An 18,386-nucleotide genomic window follows, 5' to 3' on the forward strand; every position below is an offset into this window, starting at 1 on the left:
AGAATTTGGCAAAATAGCACAATTTATACTCCTATCAAAACTCTATAGAAAATGTTCCTAAAATTGTGAATGGCGCTTGAGGAGTAATATAAAAGCCTTGAGTTGCGTAATATTCAGTATCAAAAATGTTCTTGAAGTTGAGAGCAGCTCGCCAGTTATTGCGACGATAGAAAATACTGGCATCAGCACGTAGGTAAGATGGTAGTTCAATGCTGTTGGGTAATTGAACTTCGCGATCGCCTGCGTAATATATCCCCGCACCAAATCCTAACCCTTGTAATTTGCCACTTTGAATTTCATAAGTCGTCCATAAACTAGCACCATGTTTTGGTATACCTTGTAGTCTGTCTCCGATTGGAGTATCGTTGTCTTCACTGACAAAAGCATCAGTGTAAGCGTAAGTAGCAATAACTTTCCATCCTGGTAATATTTCGCCAGCAATATCTAGTTCAACACCACGACTTTTCTGTTCTCCTATTTGGATACTAAAATCTGGATCTTCAGGATCGGTGGTCAAAACATTTTGTTTAGTTAATTGGTAAAGCGCCAATGTAGCTGAGAGTTTATCATCAAGAAAATTCTGCTTAATCCCAATCTCAAATTGCTCTCCCTTTGATGGTTGAAAAGGTTGTCCCGTCCGGTTACGACTGAAGATTTCTGGATTAAATGAATTAGTCCAGCTAGCATAAATCGAAGTAGACTTGCTGGGTTGGTAAATAATACCAAGTCGTGGCGAAAATTCAGACTCCGATTGCTCTAATCTAAAAGAATCAGTTAAGGTATCTTCGTAGAAAGAGTCAATTGAGTCAAAGCGACCTCCAGCTAAAAATTTGAGGTTAGGTGAAATCTCAATCAGGTCTTGTACGTAAATACCAACAGTGTCTGCACCATATTCCTCACCGGAAGTTGGAATATATGGTTCGGGTTCAGCACCATAAACCGGATCGAAGATGTCAAGCGGAGCAATAGCCGCGTCTTCAAAATCATAAGCAAATCTATAACGAGCTAGTTCTACTCCCAATAACACATTATGACGGAGAGAGCCTGTATTGAACTTGCCAAAAAATTCATTTTGTAGCGTATAATTTTCTGAACTTTCATCCGAGCGTTGCGCGTTACGTGGTAGTGTCCGACCATCTTCTTCTAAAAAGGGTTGCTCGAAATTGCTAGTAGTAACATATTCAGTATTACCCTTAATATCTACTACGTTAAATCCCTGTCTAAATTTCCAGTTATCGCTAAATTCATGTTCAAAATTGTAAGTGCCGTAAAACGATCTAAAGCCAGCATCATTAACGTCTGGCTCTCCCAAAAATCTACTGATAGGTAGATCTAAAAATTCTTCAGAAGGAAGTAAGCCGCGATCGAAGACATAATTGTAATTTTGATACTCGAATTCAGTAGTGAGAGTAGTGCGCGAACCAATTTGCCAAGTTAGCGAGGGTGCAATAAAGATACTCTCATTTTCATTAAAATCGCGGAAGCTGTCAGCATTTTCATAAGCAACATTCAAGCGATAAAGTAATGACTTATCCTCGGTCAAAGAACCCGTGAAATCTAGCGTGGTGCGGTAAAAGTCATAATTGCCAACTGTGCCATTTAATCTATAGAAAGGCTCAGCTTGTGGTTTTTTAGTCACAGTATTGACAAGTCCGCTAAAACCAAAGGCACTACCATAAAGTACCGATGCTGGACCTTTAAGAAACTCTACTCGCTCAACATTAGCAACATCACGCGGACTAATGAAGCCAAAATCTCGAAAACCATTGCGGTAGGCTTCAAAATCTAAAGGAAAGCCGCGAAGATAATAACCTTGGGAGGATATACCGCCATAACCTGATTGGGGTTGTACTCCGCTGACGTTATCAGCTAACTCAGAAAAACGAACTACTTGGCGATCTTCTAGAACTTGTCTGGGAATGACTTGAATTGACTGGGGAATATCCCGCAAAGGCGTATCGGTTTTAGTTGCAGTCGATGCGTTGGGAACGCTATATCCAGTTTCTTGTTCCCCCGTGACGACTATTTCTTGTTCTTCCCCGTCAGTGGGTGTTGTTGACTGTACTGGCTTTTTCTGTTGAGGTGTCGTCTCGCCTGCTGGCGATTGTGTTTCTGGTGCTGTTTCAGTTTTAGGTGGTGCAGTCGATGCTGGAGGTACGGGTTGTTGGGCTGTAGGCGCGATAAATTCGTTAAGCTTCGCTAACGCATTTGGTAGAGTTAGAGTTAGGGCGCGATCGCTCCTTCCTACTTCCACCTTGGGTAAATCTTCAGTTCCCGTCACCGTGACACGAATATTATTTGTTCCCTGCTGCGTTATAGCAATCGAAGCAATTCCCGATGCAGGGTTTTCTTGACGAAAAGCTTTATTTTGTGCTAAATGAGCGTTGGGGATATTAGCGACAAAGGTTTTACCAAAACTAGCAGGAAAGACTTGCAATGATTTGCCTGCTGCTGTTTCTAGAATGACTGCCAATCCTTTATCTGTTTGTTGCAGTCGTACGTCGGTAACTTGAGTAATGCTACTCTGTTGTGCCATAAATCCTGAGATCCCCCCGCCTGCGGCTCCCCTCTTCAAAAGGGGGGTAGAAGAGAGTAAAATGCCCTCCTTTTTCAAGAGGGGTAGAGAGAGTAAATTGCCCCCCTTATTAAGGGGGGTTGGGGGGATCGAGATCTCTGCCGCGCCTACTGGTGGAGCGATCGCGACTGTGGCACTAACAACAAGCAATAAAGAATGGATCTGCAACTTCATGAAAAATGTCTCACACTGAATTTGTATCAATTAGGAAAAGCGATCGCGATTTTAGCTACACTTAAATTTTCTGGAACTAAAAATTCACCAAAATCAATTTAATTCTCGTTGCCTCACGCTGAAATTAGGTATTTTTGAATGTACTGAGATATTACTCGCTAGTACCGCAATTAGTTTTTCCGCCACCACAATAAGTTGCGAACCAGGGACTAAAATTAGCAGCATTTTTAGGTACATTACTCATCTTTAATAGTGCTGCTAAACTGGATTGTTCGCCGCTATATCGAAAGTGCATATGTATCGGTTCGCCACTCGATTCGCCATGCGGTGCAGTAAGAATCATATATTTGAATCGATCGCAAGCTTTATCTTGTTTTTCATTTGGAACCAGTTCAAATAATTCCCAAACTGCGGTTTTAGATTCCGAGTAATACTTGGGATCGGGTGCAGCTCCCATATAGACATAACGACAATTTCGGGCGATCGCCGTTCCTGCTGTATCTTTGTAGAACGTAAACTTCTCCATTTTTTCAATCGCGATTTGTTTGGGGTTGCGCGGATCTTTTACAGATTGTTCTTGTTGTGTATTGAGATTAAAAACACCATCAAATCCCAAGTAAGGAACTTTATAAGCATTGGGAGAAACGATCTGAAGCTCAAGTGCTAGGGCAAGTTGATTTGTGATGGCAAGAGTAGCGATCGCAGTCAAACAAAAGCTAGAGATTTTTTTCATGTTTGCTCCTGAAAATTATTCAAAAATCTGTATTAGTATCAAAACTCTACTGAAATCGAACCGACTACTGTAAATGGTTCGCCAGGATAAATACCTCGAATCCTGCTATCTCTCACAGCATCTATGTAATCGACATCAAACAAGTTTTTAAAATTGAGTGCAAGCCGCCAATTATCGCGGCGATAAAAAATAGTAGCATTGGTGAGGAAGAAACTATCTACTTCAAAACTATTTGGCAATCCTCCTTCTCTCTCGCCAACATAGTTAAATCCAATCCCGAAGCCTAAACCCTGCAAATTACCTGTTTGAATTTCATAAGTCGTCCACAAACTACCGCTGTGTTTAGGAATTCCAGTCAGTTTACTGCCAACCAGCTCTGGGTCTGTGTCCTCTGTCACCTCAGCGTCAATGTAAGCATAAGAGGCAATAACCTTCCAACCTGGTAAAATTTCCCCAACTGCGTCTAGCTCAACTCCTCGACTGCGTTGTTCTCCCGTAGCAATTGAAAAGTCGAAGCCAGGGAAAGCCGGATCGCTGACGGCAACGTTTTGCTTAGTAATATCAAAATAAGCTAGAGTCGTGGAGAGTTTACCTTCTAGCCATTCTGTTTTGATACCAACTTCGTAGCCTTTCCCTTCTTCAGGCTGGAGAAAATCGCCGCTAGCACTCGTTGAGTCTGTAGGTCTAAAAGAGCGAGAATAGCTACCATAAAGCGAGACTTCATCACTGGGTTGATAGACAACACCAATCCGAGGTGTAAAAGCATCTTCAGTTTGATTTTGCTCGCTACCCTCATCCTCTGCGGTAGGAGCATTAGTAACTGTTTGGTCTACAGTGTCGTATCGCAGTCCTGCTAGTAAGAATAAATTATCGAGCAGTGCTACCTGGTCTTGCACGTAGATTCCTAACCTGTTTGACTCAGTGGCGATATCTGAAAAGACAGGTAATGTATCCTCATCAGGTTCGGGTTGGTCGTAAACAGGGTTGAAAATATCGAGCGGACTAGGATCGCCAAGTGCAGTAAAAACATCGCTTTCACTCCGGTTCAAGTCAACCCCCAGCAAGAAGGTATGCTTAATCGAACCCGTATTTAACTTACCGACAAGATTTGTCTGAAGCGTATAATCCCTTGCCTCACTTTCTTGGTTGGCAAAGAAGCGAGTTAAGGTCGCCGCTTCATCAAACTCAAACGGTAGCGATAAAACGCTGTAATCGTAACTGGAATACTGATAGCGAAAGGCATTTCGTATAGTCCAATTATCGTTAAAACGATGCTCAAAATTATAGCCAACGCCGAAATACTTATTTATAACCGTGTCGTCGGGGTTGTTGGTAACGCGACTCGCGGGAATGTCAGCAACTCCATTGCCAGCAGCGATCGTACCAAAATCAGCAAAGCTCTCGTCCTTAACATATTCCAGAGCAACAGTTAAGTCAGTGCGATCGCTAATTTTCCAAGTCAGAGTTGGTGCTGCAAAAAAGCGATCGGCATCTGTATCGTAGTTCCGAAAACTTTCTCTATGTTGATACAGCGTGTTGAGTCGATAGAGAAGGCTGCCATCTGAGTTTAATGGACCAGAAAAATCGATGCGGGGTCGAACAAGTTCTCGACTACCAATCTGCAATTCAGCTTGATAAAAAGGATTAGTTAGTGGTTGCTTAGACACCAGGTTAATTAAACCCCCTGGCTCAATTTCACCGTAGAGAACGGAAGCTGGTCCTTTGAGAACTTCAACGCGCTCCAAATTAGCGGTTTCTGGAGAACCCTGATTGGAATAATCGCTATACAACCTAAAACCATCTCTCAGGATGGGTGCATCGCTGAAACCTCGAAGACTAAATCCAGCGCCACGGCTATCGTCGTTGCCTTGAAAAGTCGCACCTGAGACGTTACGCAGCACTTCCTCGATGCGGGTAACTTGTTGGTCTTGAATCACTTCCTGGGGAATCACCTGAATTGACTGCGGAATATCACGCAGTGGGGTATCTGTTTTAGTCGCGGTCGTAGCGTTGGGAACGCTGTATCCCGTTTCTTGTTCTCCAGTGACGACAATTTCTTGTTCTTCTTTGTCGTCAGTTGTAATATTTGGTTGGACTGGCTTTTCCGGTTGGGGTGGTGTCTCGCCTGTTAGTGGTATTTCAGTTTCAGGTGGTGTTGCTGGTGCTGGGGGTGCGGGTTGTTGGGCTGTAGGGGCAATCGACTCTGGTAAAGTTAAGGTAAGAGTGCGATCGCCTCTATTTACTACAACTTTTGGTAAATCTCTACTTCCCGTCACCGTGACTCGAATATTATTTATTCCTTGTTGAATTACTGCGATCGATGCAATTCCCGCTACTGGATTTTCTTGCCGAAAAGTTTTACCTTGTGCTAGCTGCGCGTTGGGAATGTTGGCGACGAAAGTATTACCAAAGCCAGCAGGAAAGACTTGCAATGATTTGCCTGCTGCTGTTTCTAAAATAACTGCCAGTCCTTTATCTGTTTGTTGCAGTTGTACGTTAGTAACTTGGGTAATTTTAGTCTGTCGTGCCATAGCTCCTGCGATCCCCCCGCCTGCGGCTCCTCCCTTGTTAAGGGGGGTAGAGGAAAGTATGCTTTCTCCCTGATTTAAGGAGGTTGGAGAGAGTAAATTGCCCCCCTTTTTAAGGGGGGTTGGGGGGATCGACTCCGCCTCAACCGCGCACACTGATGGAGCGATCGCGACTGCGGCACTAACAACAAGCAATAAAGAATAGATCGACTGCAACTTCATGGAAAATTTCTCACACTGAATTTGAAATAGTTAGAAAAAGCGATCGCGACAAAAAATCACTCAGCTTAAAACTGCCACGAAACTGTTCCCTGAACTGTAAACGGCGCACCAGGAATTGCTTGCGTTCTACTCTGTACTCCTTCAAAATATTCGACATCAAATAAGTTCTTGAAATTTAATGCTGCTTTAAAGTTGTCTCTTTCGTAATAAATAGCAGCATCTACCCGTGTAAAATCTGGGACTGTAAAAGAGTTGTCCAAATCCCCTGCTCGACTATCGACATAAAAGATGCCAGCGCCAAATCCTAAACCTGCTAGCGAACCGCTTTGAATCGTATATTTCGTCCATAAACTAGCAGTATTAAAAGGAACATTGTTGAGGCGATTACCGACTGTATAAGTATTGTCAGCAGTAATTTCCGCGTCGGTGTAAGCATAGGAGGCAATAACGTTCCACCCTGGTAGAATTTCTCCTGATACATCGAATTCAAACCCTTTACTTTGTTGTTCGCCTACCTGAATCGAAAAGTCAGGATCGGGATTATTGGCATCGTCAGTCAGAACGTTACTCTTGGTAATATCGTAAAAAGCTAAAGTTGAGGCAAGCCGACCGTCCAAAAACTCACCTTTAACACCGACTTCGTATTGTTCTCCAATCTCTGGTTCAACCGCACCACCACCAGTAAGCCTACCAGTCTGCGGTATGAAAGCACGGCTGTAGTTGGCATAGAGAGAAATTGGTTGAATTGGTTGATAAACAATTCCAACTCGCGGTGAAAATTCGCTGGTTTCTGTATCAACATTTAATGTTGGGTCATTAGGGTATCTTTCTTCTGAGTCAAAACTATCGAATCTGCCACCCAAAACCAGTTTGAGATTGTCAGTAAAAGCAATTTGATCTTGCAGATAAACTGCAATCGTATCTGATGAAACCTTACCACCGTTATAGGCAGTATCCGGTTCGAGCGAGTAAGGAAAATTGAAAACCGATTCGTAGTCGGGATCGAAAATGTCTATCGATGGAGATTCTGCTGCTATTGCATCCTCGAAGTATCGTCCTGTCTGTCTAGCGAGTTCGACACCGAACAACAATGTATGCGCGATCGCTCCCGTGTTAAACTTCCAAGTCAAGTCATTTTGTAGCGTATAAGTCTCGTAATACTGACCGCCAAAATAACGAGCTAAAAGTAAAGTCCGGTCATCTGCTTCCAGTTCGTTTGCTTCTACAGAGTTATAGATTTCCTTACTACTGGTGTACCGCAAGGCAGTTCTGAGTGATAAATTTTCGCTGAAGCGGTGGTCTAGATAAAGATAGCTGCGAAATTCGTCCATTTCTTGCTCGTAAGAGGGATCGCCCAAAAAGCGACTCAAGGGAATGTCAGCTACTTCGTCACCAACTGCTACTAAACCTCGGTCAATCGGTCGGCGATCGCGCAGATACTCTCCTTCAAAAGTTAAGCTGGTATTGGGGCTAATTCTCCACGTAACTACGGGAGCGATGAAATACCGCTCTGTTGAGACAAAATCTCGGAAACTTTCGGCGTGTTCGTAAGCAGCGTTCAACCGATAAGCAAGCGTACCATCAGAGTTGAGCGGACCCGAAAAATCTAAAGTCGGACGATAGAAATCGTAACTTCCTGCCGTGAAATCGATTTGGTAAAAGGGTTCGGGTAGCGGTCTTTTAGTCGTAAAGTTAATGATTCCTCCAGGTTGTGCTTGTCCAAACAGGACGGAAGCTGGTCCTTTTAGCACTTCAATTTGCTCGATATTTGCCGTTTCTGGGTAAGTACGAGTGTTAAATTGTCTGTCCTCTCTTAACCCGTTTTTGAATTGGTTAGCTTCAAATCCCCGCACGTTATAGGTGGGGCTGCGACCGCCAGCATCTGTGGAGAAATTAACACCACTAACGTTACGTAGCACGTCGTTGATGCGAACTGCTCCCTGGTCTTCTATTACCTGTCGCGGAATGACTTGAATGTTTCCTGGGACATCGCGGATGGGTGTATCGGTTTTAGTTGCTGTTGTGGAGTCGGGAACCCGATATCCTGTTTCTTGTTCACCTGTGACGACAATTTCTTGTTCTTCCCCTTCAGTAGTTGGTGTTAGCTGTTGAGCTTCACCTTCTATAGGGGGAACTTCTGACTGCGGTGTAGTTACCCCTGGCTGTATCTCGCTTGCAGGTGGCTTTGTTACTGGCTCTACTGAGGATGGCGGTTGAGTTGCAGTTGTTGTAGATGTAGTTGCACTCAAAACCAAGCCATTTTCGCTTTGTCGTACCCGTACCTTCGGTAACTCTGTCTCACCCGTCACCACAATACGGAGACTATTAGCTCCAGCCTCGCTAACTGTCACCGCCGCAAAACCCTTCACGGGGTTTATTTGTCGCAGATTATTTCTATCTGAAATTTGTAGTTGAGTATTGACAACATTAGCAACAAAAGTTTTACCAAAACTGGATGTAAAAACCTGTGGTGACTCGTTAGCCGTTGTTTTTAATACAATCTCTGCTCCTGATGCTGTCGGCTGAATTTCTACAGCAGTTATCTTAACTACATCAGCTCTTACTGGCTGTGCCACAATAGCCACAGCAATTCCAGCCAGTCCCACATAACTGACCAAATGCATTTTATTCACAGTGTTTCCTCACACAAAGCCACAGCAATTTAGTACAGCGCCAGCGCAAGCTATATGCTGAATTACTGAGTTATAAATCTACCTTCAACTAGGAAATTTTATCATTATTAATGCAAGCTACTAGCATTAAGTTTTAAGTATTTCACAACTGCTATGAAAACAAGTATTTTTTTATACGAAACTTCAAAATTAGGAAATTTGAAAGTCTAAACTCGATCGCATATGCGATCGAGTTTAAATACAAGAGCGGCTCCAATCTTAGTTGAGGACGAAACGCACTCTCAGCACGACACGTCTTCCCCTTTTGAGATCGTTATATTTCCAACGAGTTACCTGCCTAAGTGCCGCTGCATCTAGGTCTGCATCACCGCTAGACTGCACTAACTGCGCGTTGCTCACATTCCCATCCGAATCTACATAGAAAGCAACTTTGGGAACCCCCTCTACTCCCCGCCTTCTAGCACTGGCTGGATACCTGGGTTCAGGGCAGCGACGACAAGTTAGAGTGTTGGAACCTTCGGAATCACCCGTTTCGCTTCGCGGTTGTCTGACAGTTCGCGGTCCTGCTGCTACAGGAGTTCTACCAGTACCCGTGTTAGGTCTGGGAGCTACAGGGGGTGCTTGAGGATCGCCCGTACCAGTTAATACTTTTTCTTGTGTTGCCCTCGAATTCCTCAGATCCGATAACTTATTTCTCAATTGCGGATCGGGAGTTGCTACTGGTGCTGGAGCAGGTGCGGGCTTTGGCGTAACAGCCTTTGGCGGCGGAGTCACAGCTCGCGGTACGGGCTTGGGTGTCGCTCTAACAACTTTTGGAGGAGGTGTCTGACGTACGACTCGCTGAGGTTGTCTGACTTGTGGCTGTTGTACCCGCCGTGGCTGGGGTTTTGGTTTTGGTGGTTCTGGTTTAGGTTCTGGCTTCTTGACCTCCGGTTTTTTGGGAGGATCGACGATGACAACTTCTATGGGTTTCGGCGGCTGGGTGAAATTCCTTTGCCATAATTTATCAATACCTGCGTATAGCAGACCAACATGCAAAGCTACAGAACCAACTAAGCTACAAGCTAAAAGAGTCTTCAGCGATCGCGCTTCTTTCTCTCGCTGCTGGATAGCAACATTATCAGAACCCATAGAAAATAGTTGCCAACAATTTTCATTAACTCTCGTTAGATTATGATGTTACGTTCCCCGTGTCAAGAGGGAATCAGTTATCAGTTATCAGTTATTAGTGACTAACCACCAACTACCGATTACCCATTACCAATTAGCCATTACCAATTCATTTCAATAAGTCTGCATCGCCTGGTTTTGGTTGAGAAAAGGTTGGTGGTTGTTGGTTGGTGGTTGGTGGTTGTTGGTTGGTGGTGGGAGATTCGGAGGTTTCGGGAGTAAAGACATTAACTAGAGTTTGTACTAAAGCATCTCGCTGTTGGCGGTTGAGGCGGTTAATTGCAGCGCGATCGCCTTCTAGGGGATTTTGATGTAAGGTTTTTGCTCCTGGATACGTGGTGTCTTGAATGAGTTCGTTTGCCCCTAAATAATCTGCTAGGGTTAATTTCCAATCTAGACGGTAGTTGGGCGCTCGACCTTTGACATAAACGTGATACTCAATTAAGCGGTTGACAAGAGTGCTATCTGGATTGACTTTTCCTGACTCTCTACTAACATATTTATTCTCTAGTGGAAGATTGGGTAGTTGTTTGTAAACTGGCTTCCATGCGTCGCGGATGTCGGCTGCGGGTGGTTGTTGGGCAATTGCTGGTAAACTCAGAGCGATCGCGATTAAGATCCCCCCAACCCCCCTTAAAAAGGGGGGCTTCGTTACACTCTTGGTTAGGGGAAATCTAAAAGATAACAAAAATCTCATATTGCTAAAATTCCACAACAACTGGTGTATGGTCGCTAGGCTTAGGTAGTTTACGCGGTGCAGGATCGATCCAACAAGCGATCGCCTGCTGGTACAATTCTGGCGATAAGTATAGATGATCGATCCGCCAACCTAAATTGCGGCGAAATGCTGCGGTGCGATAGTCCCACCAGCTATAGTGTCCGCCTTCTGTGATAAATTTGCGAAAGGCATCGGCAAACCCTAGTGCTAAAATCTCCTGCAAGGCTTGACGTTCTAGTTCTGATGCCATAATTTGACCTGTCAGCTTGTCTGGATCGTGTAGATCTCGCTCGTCAGGAGCAATATTAAAATCACCACAAACACACATTGCAGGGAAAACGAGCAACTGCGATCGCAAATATTCCCGTAGGACTTTCAACCACCCTAACTTATAATCATATTTTTCACTGCCCACTGCCGCACCATTAGGGACGTAAAGATTGACGATGCGGACGCGATCGAGCGTACCTGCAATTACTCGCTTCTGTTCGTCTAAAGCTGCGAGTAACTCAGCTTCTACAATACCGCTCTCTACTAACAGTGATGCAAACCCAGTACTCACGTCTTGTATCGGCTGTTGGCTGAGGATAGCAACGCCGTTATAGGACTTTTGCCCAGAAGTGTATACATAATAACCTAGATGCTCGAAGGGCGATCGCGGAAAATCTGCATCTACGACTTTGGTTTCTTGTAAACACAGTACATCTACTGGAGTTTGTCTTAACCAATCTATCACCTGCTCTAGGCGGGTACGAATCGAGTTCACATTCCAAGTGGCAATCTTCATGTATTAGGAGTCATAAGGGCAGATTATCCGTACTGCCTGTAGCCAGTACAAGTATCTCATTGTTAAAATACGCCCGTACAGGAGTCAGGAGAAAAGAAGAATTTAGAATTTACAATCATATTCCCCTGAAAGAGCTTCTCTGGCTTTTGTTAATGACATATCTACTTACCAAAATGCAAATCGTGCCTTATATGAATCGTTAATAAGCTAACCATCAACACCAAAATCCGAACATCAATAATTGCTATTTTATAATAATGAGATGAAGAAAATCTGAGGTCATCTAGCACAGCAATCGCGTTTTTTGTATTGCCGATCGCAGTAGGTTTAGTAGTTAAAAAAAATTTAGGTTTTTCCTTCTTACGATAGAAACCACATTTAAATAAACTAACTACAATATTTATCCAATATGAGATTGAGAGCCGAAGCAAATAAGTATTTACTAGGTTTATGGTAAAGCAGAAGACTAATTACTGGATAGAAATCATCATCGTAAAGTCTCGCTGCATTTATTGTGAAACTTCCCAAGCCCATGATGGAGTAAAGCAGCTTATCCAGGCTACGTTGAACCTCTTCAGAAGAGCTTCTCTGGCTTTTCTTAATTACAACCCTATTTACTAAAACGGAGAAGATGAATTATATTAATCGTTGTTACCTTAAATAGCGATATCAAAACTTAAATGTCAAAAGTTGGTATTATTTAGCAATTGTCTGAAAAAGTCTGTTGTTTCATAGTACAAAAGCCGCATTTTTTTGTATTCTCGATCGCAATAGACTTAGTAGTTAGAATATCTTTATGCTTTCCTCCTTCTTACGAAAGAAGCCACACATAAGAACTGAAGTCACTAAAACATTCATTCAATATGAAATTAATAGACCAGATTAAACAAGTATTTGCTGGGTTTTGGGTAGCGCCAGAAACTGAGTGGTGGGTAGAAATTATCACCACAAAGCCCCGCTGCACTTACTATTTTGGACCTTTCTCAACCCACGATGAAGCAAAAGCAGCTTATCCAGGTTACGTTGAAGACCTTGATGGTGAGGGCGCGCAAGGAATTGCAATTGTGATTAAACGCTGTCAACCAACGGAGTTAACTATTTGTGACGAAGAGGAAATATAGGCTAACTAGACAGTGGGGAGTCAATCGCTATTGCTACTCAAGGCTCACTCTGTTACGAATTGAATTGAGACTTTGAATAATCAAAGGAATGGCACTAACAAATATTAAACTGGATACAAATAAACCAACTGCGCCATCTACCCATAACCAATGCATGAGCCAGATTGCGATCGCTGCTACAATTACGCCGATCGAACTAATTAAATCTGCCAAAATATGTAGAAAAGCACCTCGGACGTTGAGATCGTGATGGCTGCTGTCGTGCAGTAAAAAGACATTAAACCCATTGACTCCCAAACCTACCCCAGCAGTCACCAACATGGGGAAACTAAGGATCTCTGTCGGTGGAGACTGGAGGCGAGAGACAGATTCAATGGCAATCCAAACTGCGATCGCTACCAGTCCCAAACCATTGAGTACAGCGGCGATAGCTTCGATCCGCATATGGACAAAATTTTCTCCTCTAGCTGCTTGTCGCTGTACGAACCAAGCTGCTAGCAGTGACAAAGCCAAAGCAAAGCTATCTGACAGCAAATGACCGGATTCAGCTTGTAAAGCTAAACTATGACTCCAATAGCCCACCCCAAATTCAAGTGCGGCAAAACTGGCGATCGCGATCAGCGCCGTCCATAATAATTTAATTTTGCGATCGTAGTTGCTCAGTGTATGACAAGTGCAGCCGTGAATACCATTATGAGAACGATCGTTATGAGAATGAGAATTAAGCATAGAGTGTTTGCGAACTATAACTTATGAACTGTAATTTGTGAATTGTAATTTGTAATTAGTAATTTGTAATTAGTAATTCTATGTAGATGAGCTGTAGGGGCATACAGAGATGTACGTCCCTACTAATTTGCTTTGTCTAAATTGCTGACTCGAATTACTTAGTAGGAAACAACTGCTTGGGAATCGTTCCGTGAATCCCTTTAACAATATCTACTACCTGAGAAACATCAAAATCAATTGTCGCACTACCTAGTATCAAGGCATCTTGTTTTGTCATGCCATACTTCTCATGGGCAATTTGCAGGTATTCTCTAACAGATTTTTTCATGGCTTCATCCAGATCTTTATCCAATCCGACAGCAATCCAAGCATCCTTTGTTTCTCCCATTGGGGTTGCTAATTTCATATCTTTATGCAAGATAAATTCAAACGTAGGAGTTAAGGAACACTCGATCGCCGTCAAAGCAACTTCACCATTTGCTTGAGCGCAATGGGGATCGCCAGCGTAAAATAGCGCACCAGGGACTTGTACGGGCAAATACAAGCTCGAACCACGTCCTAGAAGTTTGATGTCCAAATTACCACCATAGTTCCCTGGTGGTACGGAATTCGCAGCATCGGCTGGGTTAGCAGGCACGACACCCATCAATCCGATAAAAGGCTTCAACGGGATCTCAATTGGTGGTAGGTTGTTGGCGGGTTGAAAAATGCCTACTTCCCGCTTGGCATCTATGGCGATAACTTTGGAGTAGATTGGAGCCTTATTTTCAGGATACTCGCCAGGTAATGCTCCTTTGCCGTGACGATTGGAAATTGCACCATAGGGCGATCTGTAATTGATGTCTAGGGTCTTAATCTCCAAAACATCGCCTGGTACTGCGCCCTCTATGTAAACTGGTCCAGTAATAACGTGAGGACCGGGACCAGTCTTTTTCACTTTGGCTTTAGTTTGTAGCTGGTCTGAGAGGATCTGCTGTCGAGAAATCGTACTTTTAGGATTTTTGGGAATGCCACCCTGGGCGAAAAACTGAACGGTGTCTCCTTGGTCTGGGAGAATACCTTCGTGAGATATTGTCTCCATAACCACGCGATCGCCCGATCTGACGCGGGCAATGGGCTTGCTATCTGGTTTAAATAATTCTCCCCAAATCACGTTGGCGGGAGTTGAAAGAATTTTTTGCGTCCGTCCGGCGGCGATGACGGGAACTGAGATTGAAATTGTACCAACCAATAGTATTAACCCTAAACCTATTGCGATCGCCAGCCGCCCAGAGCGACTCCAACCGCCGATCGCTAGCTGGGAATTGGCGATCGCAAATATTTTTTGCTTGTTCACTTGCTCCTCACAATCACACTGATTTTGGCAAACTCATTCAGAAACAGCGACGACCAGACTACACAAAGTTAGGCAGATCGATTCATCGACTCACTGACGCTAAGCCCGTGACTTTTAGCTCGGTTCATATTTTGATTGAAAATGCGTTCAATTATTTGTGATAAAAGCTACATATAGTCAATCTCGACATTTCAAAAATAAAAGGGACGGACAAGATACCCATCCCACAAAAAAGCTAATTCATTTACTAGTTATCAGTTGTCACTGAAGAAAGGGAGCGCACGAGTAGGAAAAATGACTTACGACTTACGACTTAAAATTACTCCCACAGCTTACAGCTCAGATCTCCAGATTTTTGTGTCAAGCGTAGGTTTTCACGGTAGTCTACAGGACAATCGATCACGGCTGGAACATCATCAGCTAAAGCAGCCTTGAGCATGGGAACCAAATCGGTTGCCGATTCTACCCGGTAGCCTTTTAGTCCCATACTTTCAGCTAATTTGACAAAATCTGGATTACCAAAACGGACGTAGGTTGACTCGCCGAACTGATTGTGCTGCTTCCATTCAATTAAGCCATAGCCGCCATCATTAAAAATTAGGGTGACAAATGGGTGTCCGACGCGCAAGGCTGTTTCCAACTCCTGACAATTCATCATGAAACCACCGTCACCAGTAGCGGCAATCACTTTGCGATCGGGATAAACTAGCTTAGCCGCGATCGCCCCTGGAATTGCAATTCCCATCGCCGCAAAACCATTAGAGATTAAACAAGTATTGGGGCGATCGCAATGATAATTGCGGGCAATCCACATCTTATGCGCCCCGACATCAGAAATTAAAATATCTTCTGGTCCCAAAACCTGCCGCAGGTCGTAAATTAATTTTTGCGGCTTGATCGGATAGCCAGGATCGTTAGCATAGTGTTCGTAATCAGCGCGAATATCTGCTTGCAATTCCAAAGCGTAAGGATTCGGCTTGCCACTGCGATCGGCACGTTGCAAAATTTCATTTAAGGAATCAGAAATATCTCCTATGACTTCTGCTAAAGGAATGTAGCTACTATCAATTTCAGCTGGATTCGCTCCGACATGAACGATGGGAATTTCACCTGCTGGATTCCAACGTTTAGGCGAATATTCGATCAAGTCATAACCAATAGAAATAACTAAATCTGTATTGTCAAAAGCGCAATTAATAAAATCTCGCAGTTGCAATCCTACTGCCCACAAAGCTAAAGGATGGGTGTAAGGAATTACGCCTTTACCCATAAAAGTGTTGATAACAGGAATATTCAAGCGCGTAGCAAATTCCGTTACTGCTTCGCTGGCATTTGCCCGAATTGCGCCATTGCCGACTAAGATTAAGGGATTGTGAGCTTTAGAAATTGCCTCAGCTGCCTCGTTAATACTGTGAAATGAAGCATAAGTTTTTTCTAAGCCTGTTTTACTTAAAGGCATACCTGCCGCTGGCATCGCCGCAATGTTTTCCGGTACGTCAATATGCACCGCACCAGGTTTTTCACTTTGCGATCGCTTGAATGCCCTGCGAACCAGCTCTGGTGTAATGCTAGGACGAACGATCTGGGCGCTCCACTTCGTCACGGGGGCGAACATAGCCACCAAATCTAAGTATTGGTGAGATTCGATATGCATCCGATCCGTCCCTACCTGTCCGGTAATCGCCACCAGTGGCGCACCATCTAAATTTGCATCCGCTACCCCTGTCATCAAATTAGTTGCCCCTGGACCCAAGGTAGAGAGGCATACGCCAGCTTTTCCTGTCAAGCGTCCGTAAACATCCGCCATGAACGCTGCACCCTGTTCGTGACGGGTGGTAATGAACTGAATGGAAGATTTCTTCAACGCCTCCAAAACGTGCAGGTTCTCTTCCCCTGGTAAACCAAACACGTATTCCACGCCTTCATTTTCCAAACATTGCACTAACAGTTCTGCCGTATTCATCTACCTTTCTCCTAAATTGGGTAATGGGTAATGGGTAATGGGTAATGGGTAAGTCAAAAGTCAAAATCAACTGCTCTCTTCTTCCCTGCTCCCTACTCCCTGCTCCCTGCTCCCTACTTTATCCACACAGTTTTAACATTCACGAACTCATGTATACCCTGAATGCTCAGTTCCCTGCCGTATCCAGAGTGCTTAATGCCACCAAAAGGTAGCCTGGGGTCTGATTTGACCATACCGTTAACAAACACCGATCCTGCTTCAATTTCCGCGATCGCCCGATTGCTTTCTATTTCATCTTGCGTCCAAATACTCGCTCCCAAGCCGAACGGAGTAGCATTGGCGAGTTGAATCGCTGCGTCTAGATCTGCGACTCGAAATAGGAGAGCTACCGGACCAAAAAATTCTTCTTGGGCGATCGCTGCATCCACTGGAATTTGACTCACAATAGTCGGCAGGTAGAAGTTTCCCGCTCGTTCGGCTGGCGGTTGACCTCCAATTAAAACTTTTGCCCCCACCTTGACGCACTCCTGTACTTGGTGGTCTATATCTTCTAGCATACTTGGCGTAGCTAGGGGACCAACATCTGTATCGGGTAACATTGGATCGCCGACTTTGAGCGCCGCAAATTTTGCTACCAAAAGTTTTTCAAATCGCTCGGCGATCGCCTCGGTAACGATAAATCTTTTTGCTGCAATACACGATTGACCGTTACATAACATTCTGGCAGTGACAGCAGTGCTAGCAGCTGCTTCGATGTCGGCACTCGGCATGACAATAAATGGATCGCTTCCCCCCAATTCCAACACTGTTTTCTTAATTTGTTTGCCCGCCGCTGCTGCTAAACTCGCTCCCGCTGGTTCGCTACCTGTTAAAGTGGTAGCTTTGACTCGTGGGTCGGCGATAATTGCCGCTACCTGTTGCGACCCTACTAGTAAAGTTTGGAAGACTCCTGGAGGAAATCCTGCCTCTTTAAAGATCTCTTCAATTGCTAGAGCGCATTGCGGTACGTTAGAAGCGTGTTTGAGCAGACCGACATTACCTGCCATCAAAGCTGGTGCGGCGAAGCGAAAGACTTGCCAAAAGGGAAAATTCCACGGCATCACCGCGAGGATAATTCCTAGTGGTTGATAGCGGACGAAACTTTGGCTGGCATCTGTTCCTACCGATACGTCTGCTAAAAATTCAGCTGCGCGTTCGGCATAGTAACGACAGACCAAAGCGCACTTTTCGACTTCGGCGATCGCGCTTTTTACAGTCTTACCCATTTCCAGGGTCATCAATTTGCCAAATTTTTCTTTGTCGCGTTCCAAAATCTCGGCTGCGGCATTCATCCACTGAGATTTTTGCTGCATCGGCACTCGTCGATATTGCCCGAAAGCCTGTTGTGCCAACTCTAATTTCGTGGCTATTTCTGCCTCGCTTAGCGCTGTAAAAGTTTCAATTGTTTCCCCAGTTACCGGATTAATCGTTGCGATCGCCATAACTCAAACCTCCAATATTCGGTTATCAGTGAATTCCGACTTCCGACTTCTGACTTCTCCCTTGTCCCCTCTACATTCCTATTTTTGCTAGAAAATTACCTCTTTACCGCCGCAAGCGCTCAAATAAATGTATAAATAACTACAACTCTTTGAAAGTGAAATAATATGGATAGGTTATTGGTAGCTGCAAACCTTGCCATATCTTAAATAATTGTC

12 protein-coding genes are annotated in these 18,386 nt (G+C 44.2%); 1 reads left to right on the forward strand and 11 read right to left on the reverse strand.

The window, feature by feature from the left end:
* Positions 1-34: 34 nt before the first annotated feature.
* The 7 genes from H6G17_RS07405 to xth all read right to left on the reverse strand — a co-directional run bounded on the left by H6G17_RS07405 (position 35) and on the right by xth (position 11,540).
* The gene (locus H6G17_RS07405) at positions 35-2,749 is read right to left on the reverse strand and encodes a TonB-dependent siderophore receptor (protein ID WP_192155667.1); all 2,715 of its coding nucleotides are present in this window, start codon (positions 2,747-2,749) and stop codon (positions 35-37) included.
* 151 nt (positions 2,750-2,900) lie between these two features.
* The gene (locus H6G17_RS07410) at positions 2,901-3,482 is read right to left on the reverse strand and encodes a hypothetical protein (RefSeq protein ID WP_192155669.1); all 582 of its coding nucleotides are present in this window, start codon (positions 3,480-3,482) and stop codon (positions 2,901-2,903) included.
* Positions 3,483-3,520: 38 nt separating this feature from the next.
* On the reverse strand, positions 3,521-6,232 hold the full coding sequence (locus H6G17_RS07415) for a TonB-dependent siderophore receptor (RefSeq protein ID WP_192155672.1): 2,712 nt from the start codon (positions 6,230-6,232) through the stop codon (positions 3,521-3,523).
* 65 nt (positions 6,233-6,297) lie between these two features.
* Positions 6,298-8,856, reverse strand: coding sequence for a TonB-dependent siderophore receptor (locus tag H6G17_RS07420; protein ID WP_192155801.1), 2,559 nt, complete (start codon positions 8,854-8,856; stop codon positions 6,298-6,300).
* A gap of 267 nt (positions 8,857-9,123) precedes the next feature.
* Positions 9,124-9,996, reverse strand: coding sequence for an energy transducer TonB (locus H6G17_RS07425; protein WP_192155674.1), 873 nt, complete (start codon positions 9,994-9,996; stop codon positions 9,124-9,126).
* A gap of 148 nt (positions 9,997-10,144) precedes the next feature.
* Entirely contained in the window at positions 10,145-10,732 is a 588-nt protein-coding gene (locus H6G17_RS07430) for a hypothetical protein (protein WP_192155676.1), read from the reverse strand.
* A gap of 4 nt (positions 10,733-10,736) precedes the next feature.
* Positions 10,737-11,540 carry an exodeoxyribonuclease III gene (gene xth, locus H6G17_RS07435; protein WP_192155678.1) on the reverse strand — a complete coding sequence of 268 codons (804 nt, stop codon included), beginning with the start codon at positions 11,538-11,540 and terminating at the stop codon, positions 10,737-10,739.
* A gap of 863 nt (positions 11,541-12,403) precedes the next feature.
* Between xth and H6G17_RS07440 the strand changes: the two genes are divergently transcribed.
* Complete coding sequence (locus tag H6G17_RS07440; protein WP_192155681.1) at positions 12,404-12,661, forward strand: DUF1816 domain-containing protein; 258 nt, start codon at positions 12,404-12,406, stop codon at positions 12,659-12,661.
* A 33-nt stretch (positions 12,662-12,694) separates the two neighbouring features.
* On the opposite strand, the gene H6G17_RS07445 is transcribed toward H6G17_RS07440, so the two are convergent.
* The 4 genes from H6G17_RS07445 to H6G17_RS07460 all read right to left on the reverse strand — a co-directional run bounded on the left by H6G17_RS07445 (position 12,695) and on the right by H6G17_RS07460 (position 18,170).
* On the reverse strand, positions 12,695-13,390 hold the full coding sequence (locus H6G17_RS07445; RefSeq protein ID WP_192155683.1) for a cation diffusion facilitator family transporter: 696 nt from the start codon (positions 13,388-13,390) through the stop codon (positions 12,695-12,697).
* Positions 13,391-13,544: 154 nt separating this feature from the next.
* The gene (locus H6G17_RS07450) at positions 13,545-14,726 is read right to left on the reverse strand and encodes an acetamidase/formamidase family protein (protein ID WP_192155685.1); all 1,182 of its coding nucleotides are present in this window, start codon (positions 14,724-14,726) and stop codon (positions 13,545-13,547) included.
* A gap of 319 nt (positions 14,727-15,045) precedes the next feature.
* Positions 15,046-16,689 (reverse strand): acetolactate synthase large subunit, encoded by a 1,644-nt coding sequence (locus H6G17_RS07455; protein ID WP_192155687.1) that lies wholly within the window; start codon positions 16,687-16,689, stop codon positions 15,046-15,048.
* A gap of 113 nt (positions 16,690-16,802) precedes the next feature.
* Positions 16,803-18,170: an NAD-dependent succinate-semialdehyde dehydrogenase gene (locus H6G17_RS07460; RefSeq protein ID WP_192155689.1), complete on the reverse strand. Its 1,368-nt coding sequence runs from the start codon at positions 18,168-18,170 to the stop codon at positions 16,803-16,805.
* Between the last annotated feature and the right edge of the window lie 216 nt (positions 18,171-18,386).

The sequence above is a fragment of the Chroococcidiopsis sp. [FACHB-1243] genome (assembly GCF_014696895.1).
Taxonomy (GTDB): Bacteria; Cyanobacteriota; Cyanobacteriia; order Cyanobacteriales; family Chroococcidiopsidaceae; genus Chroococcidiopsis.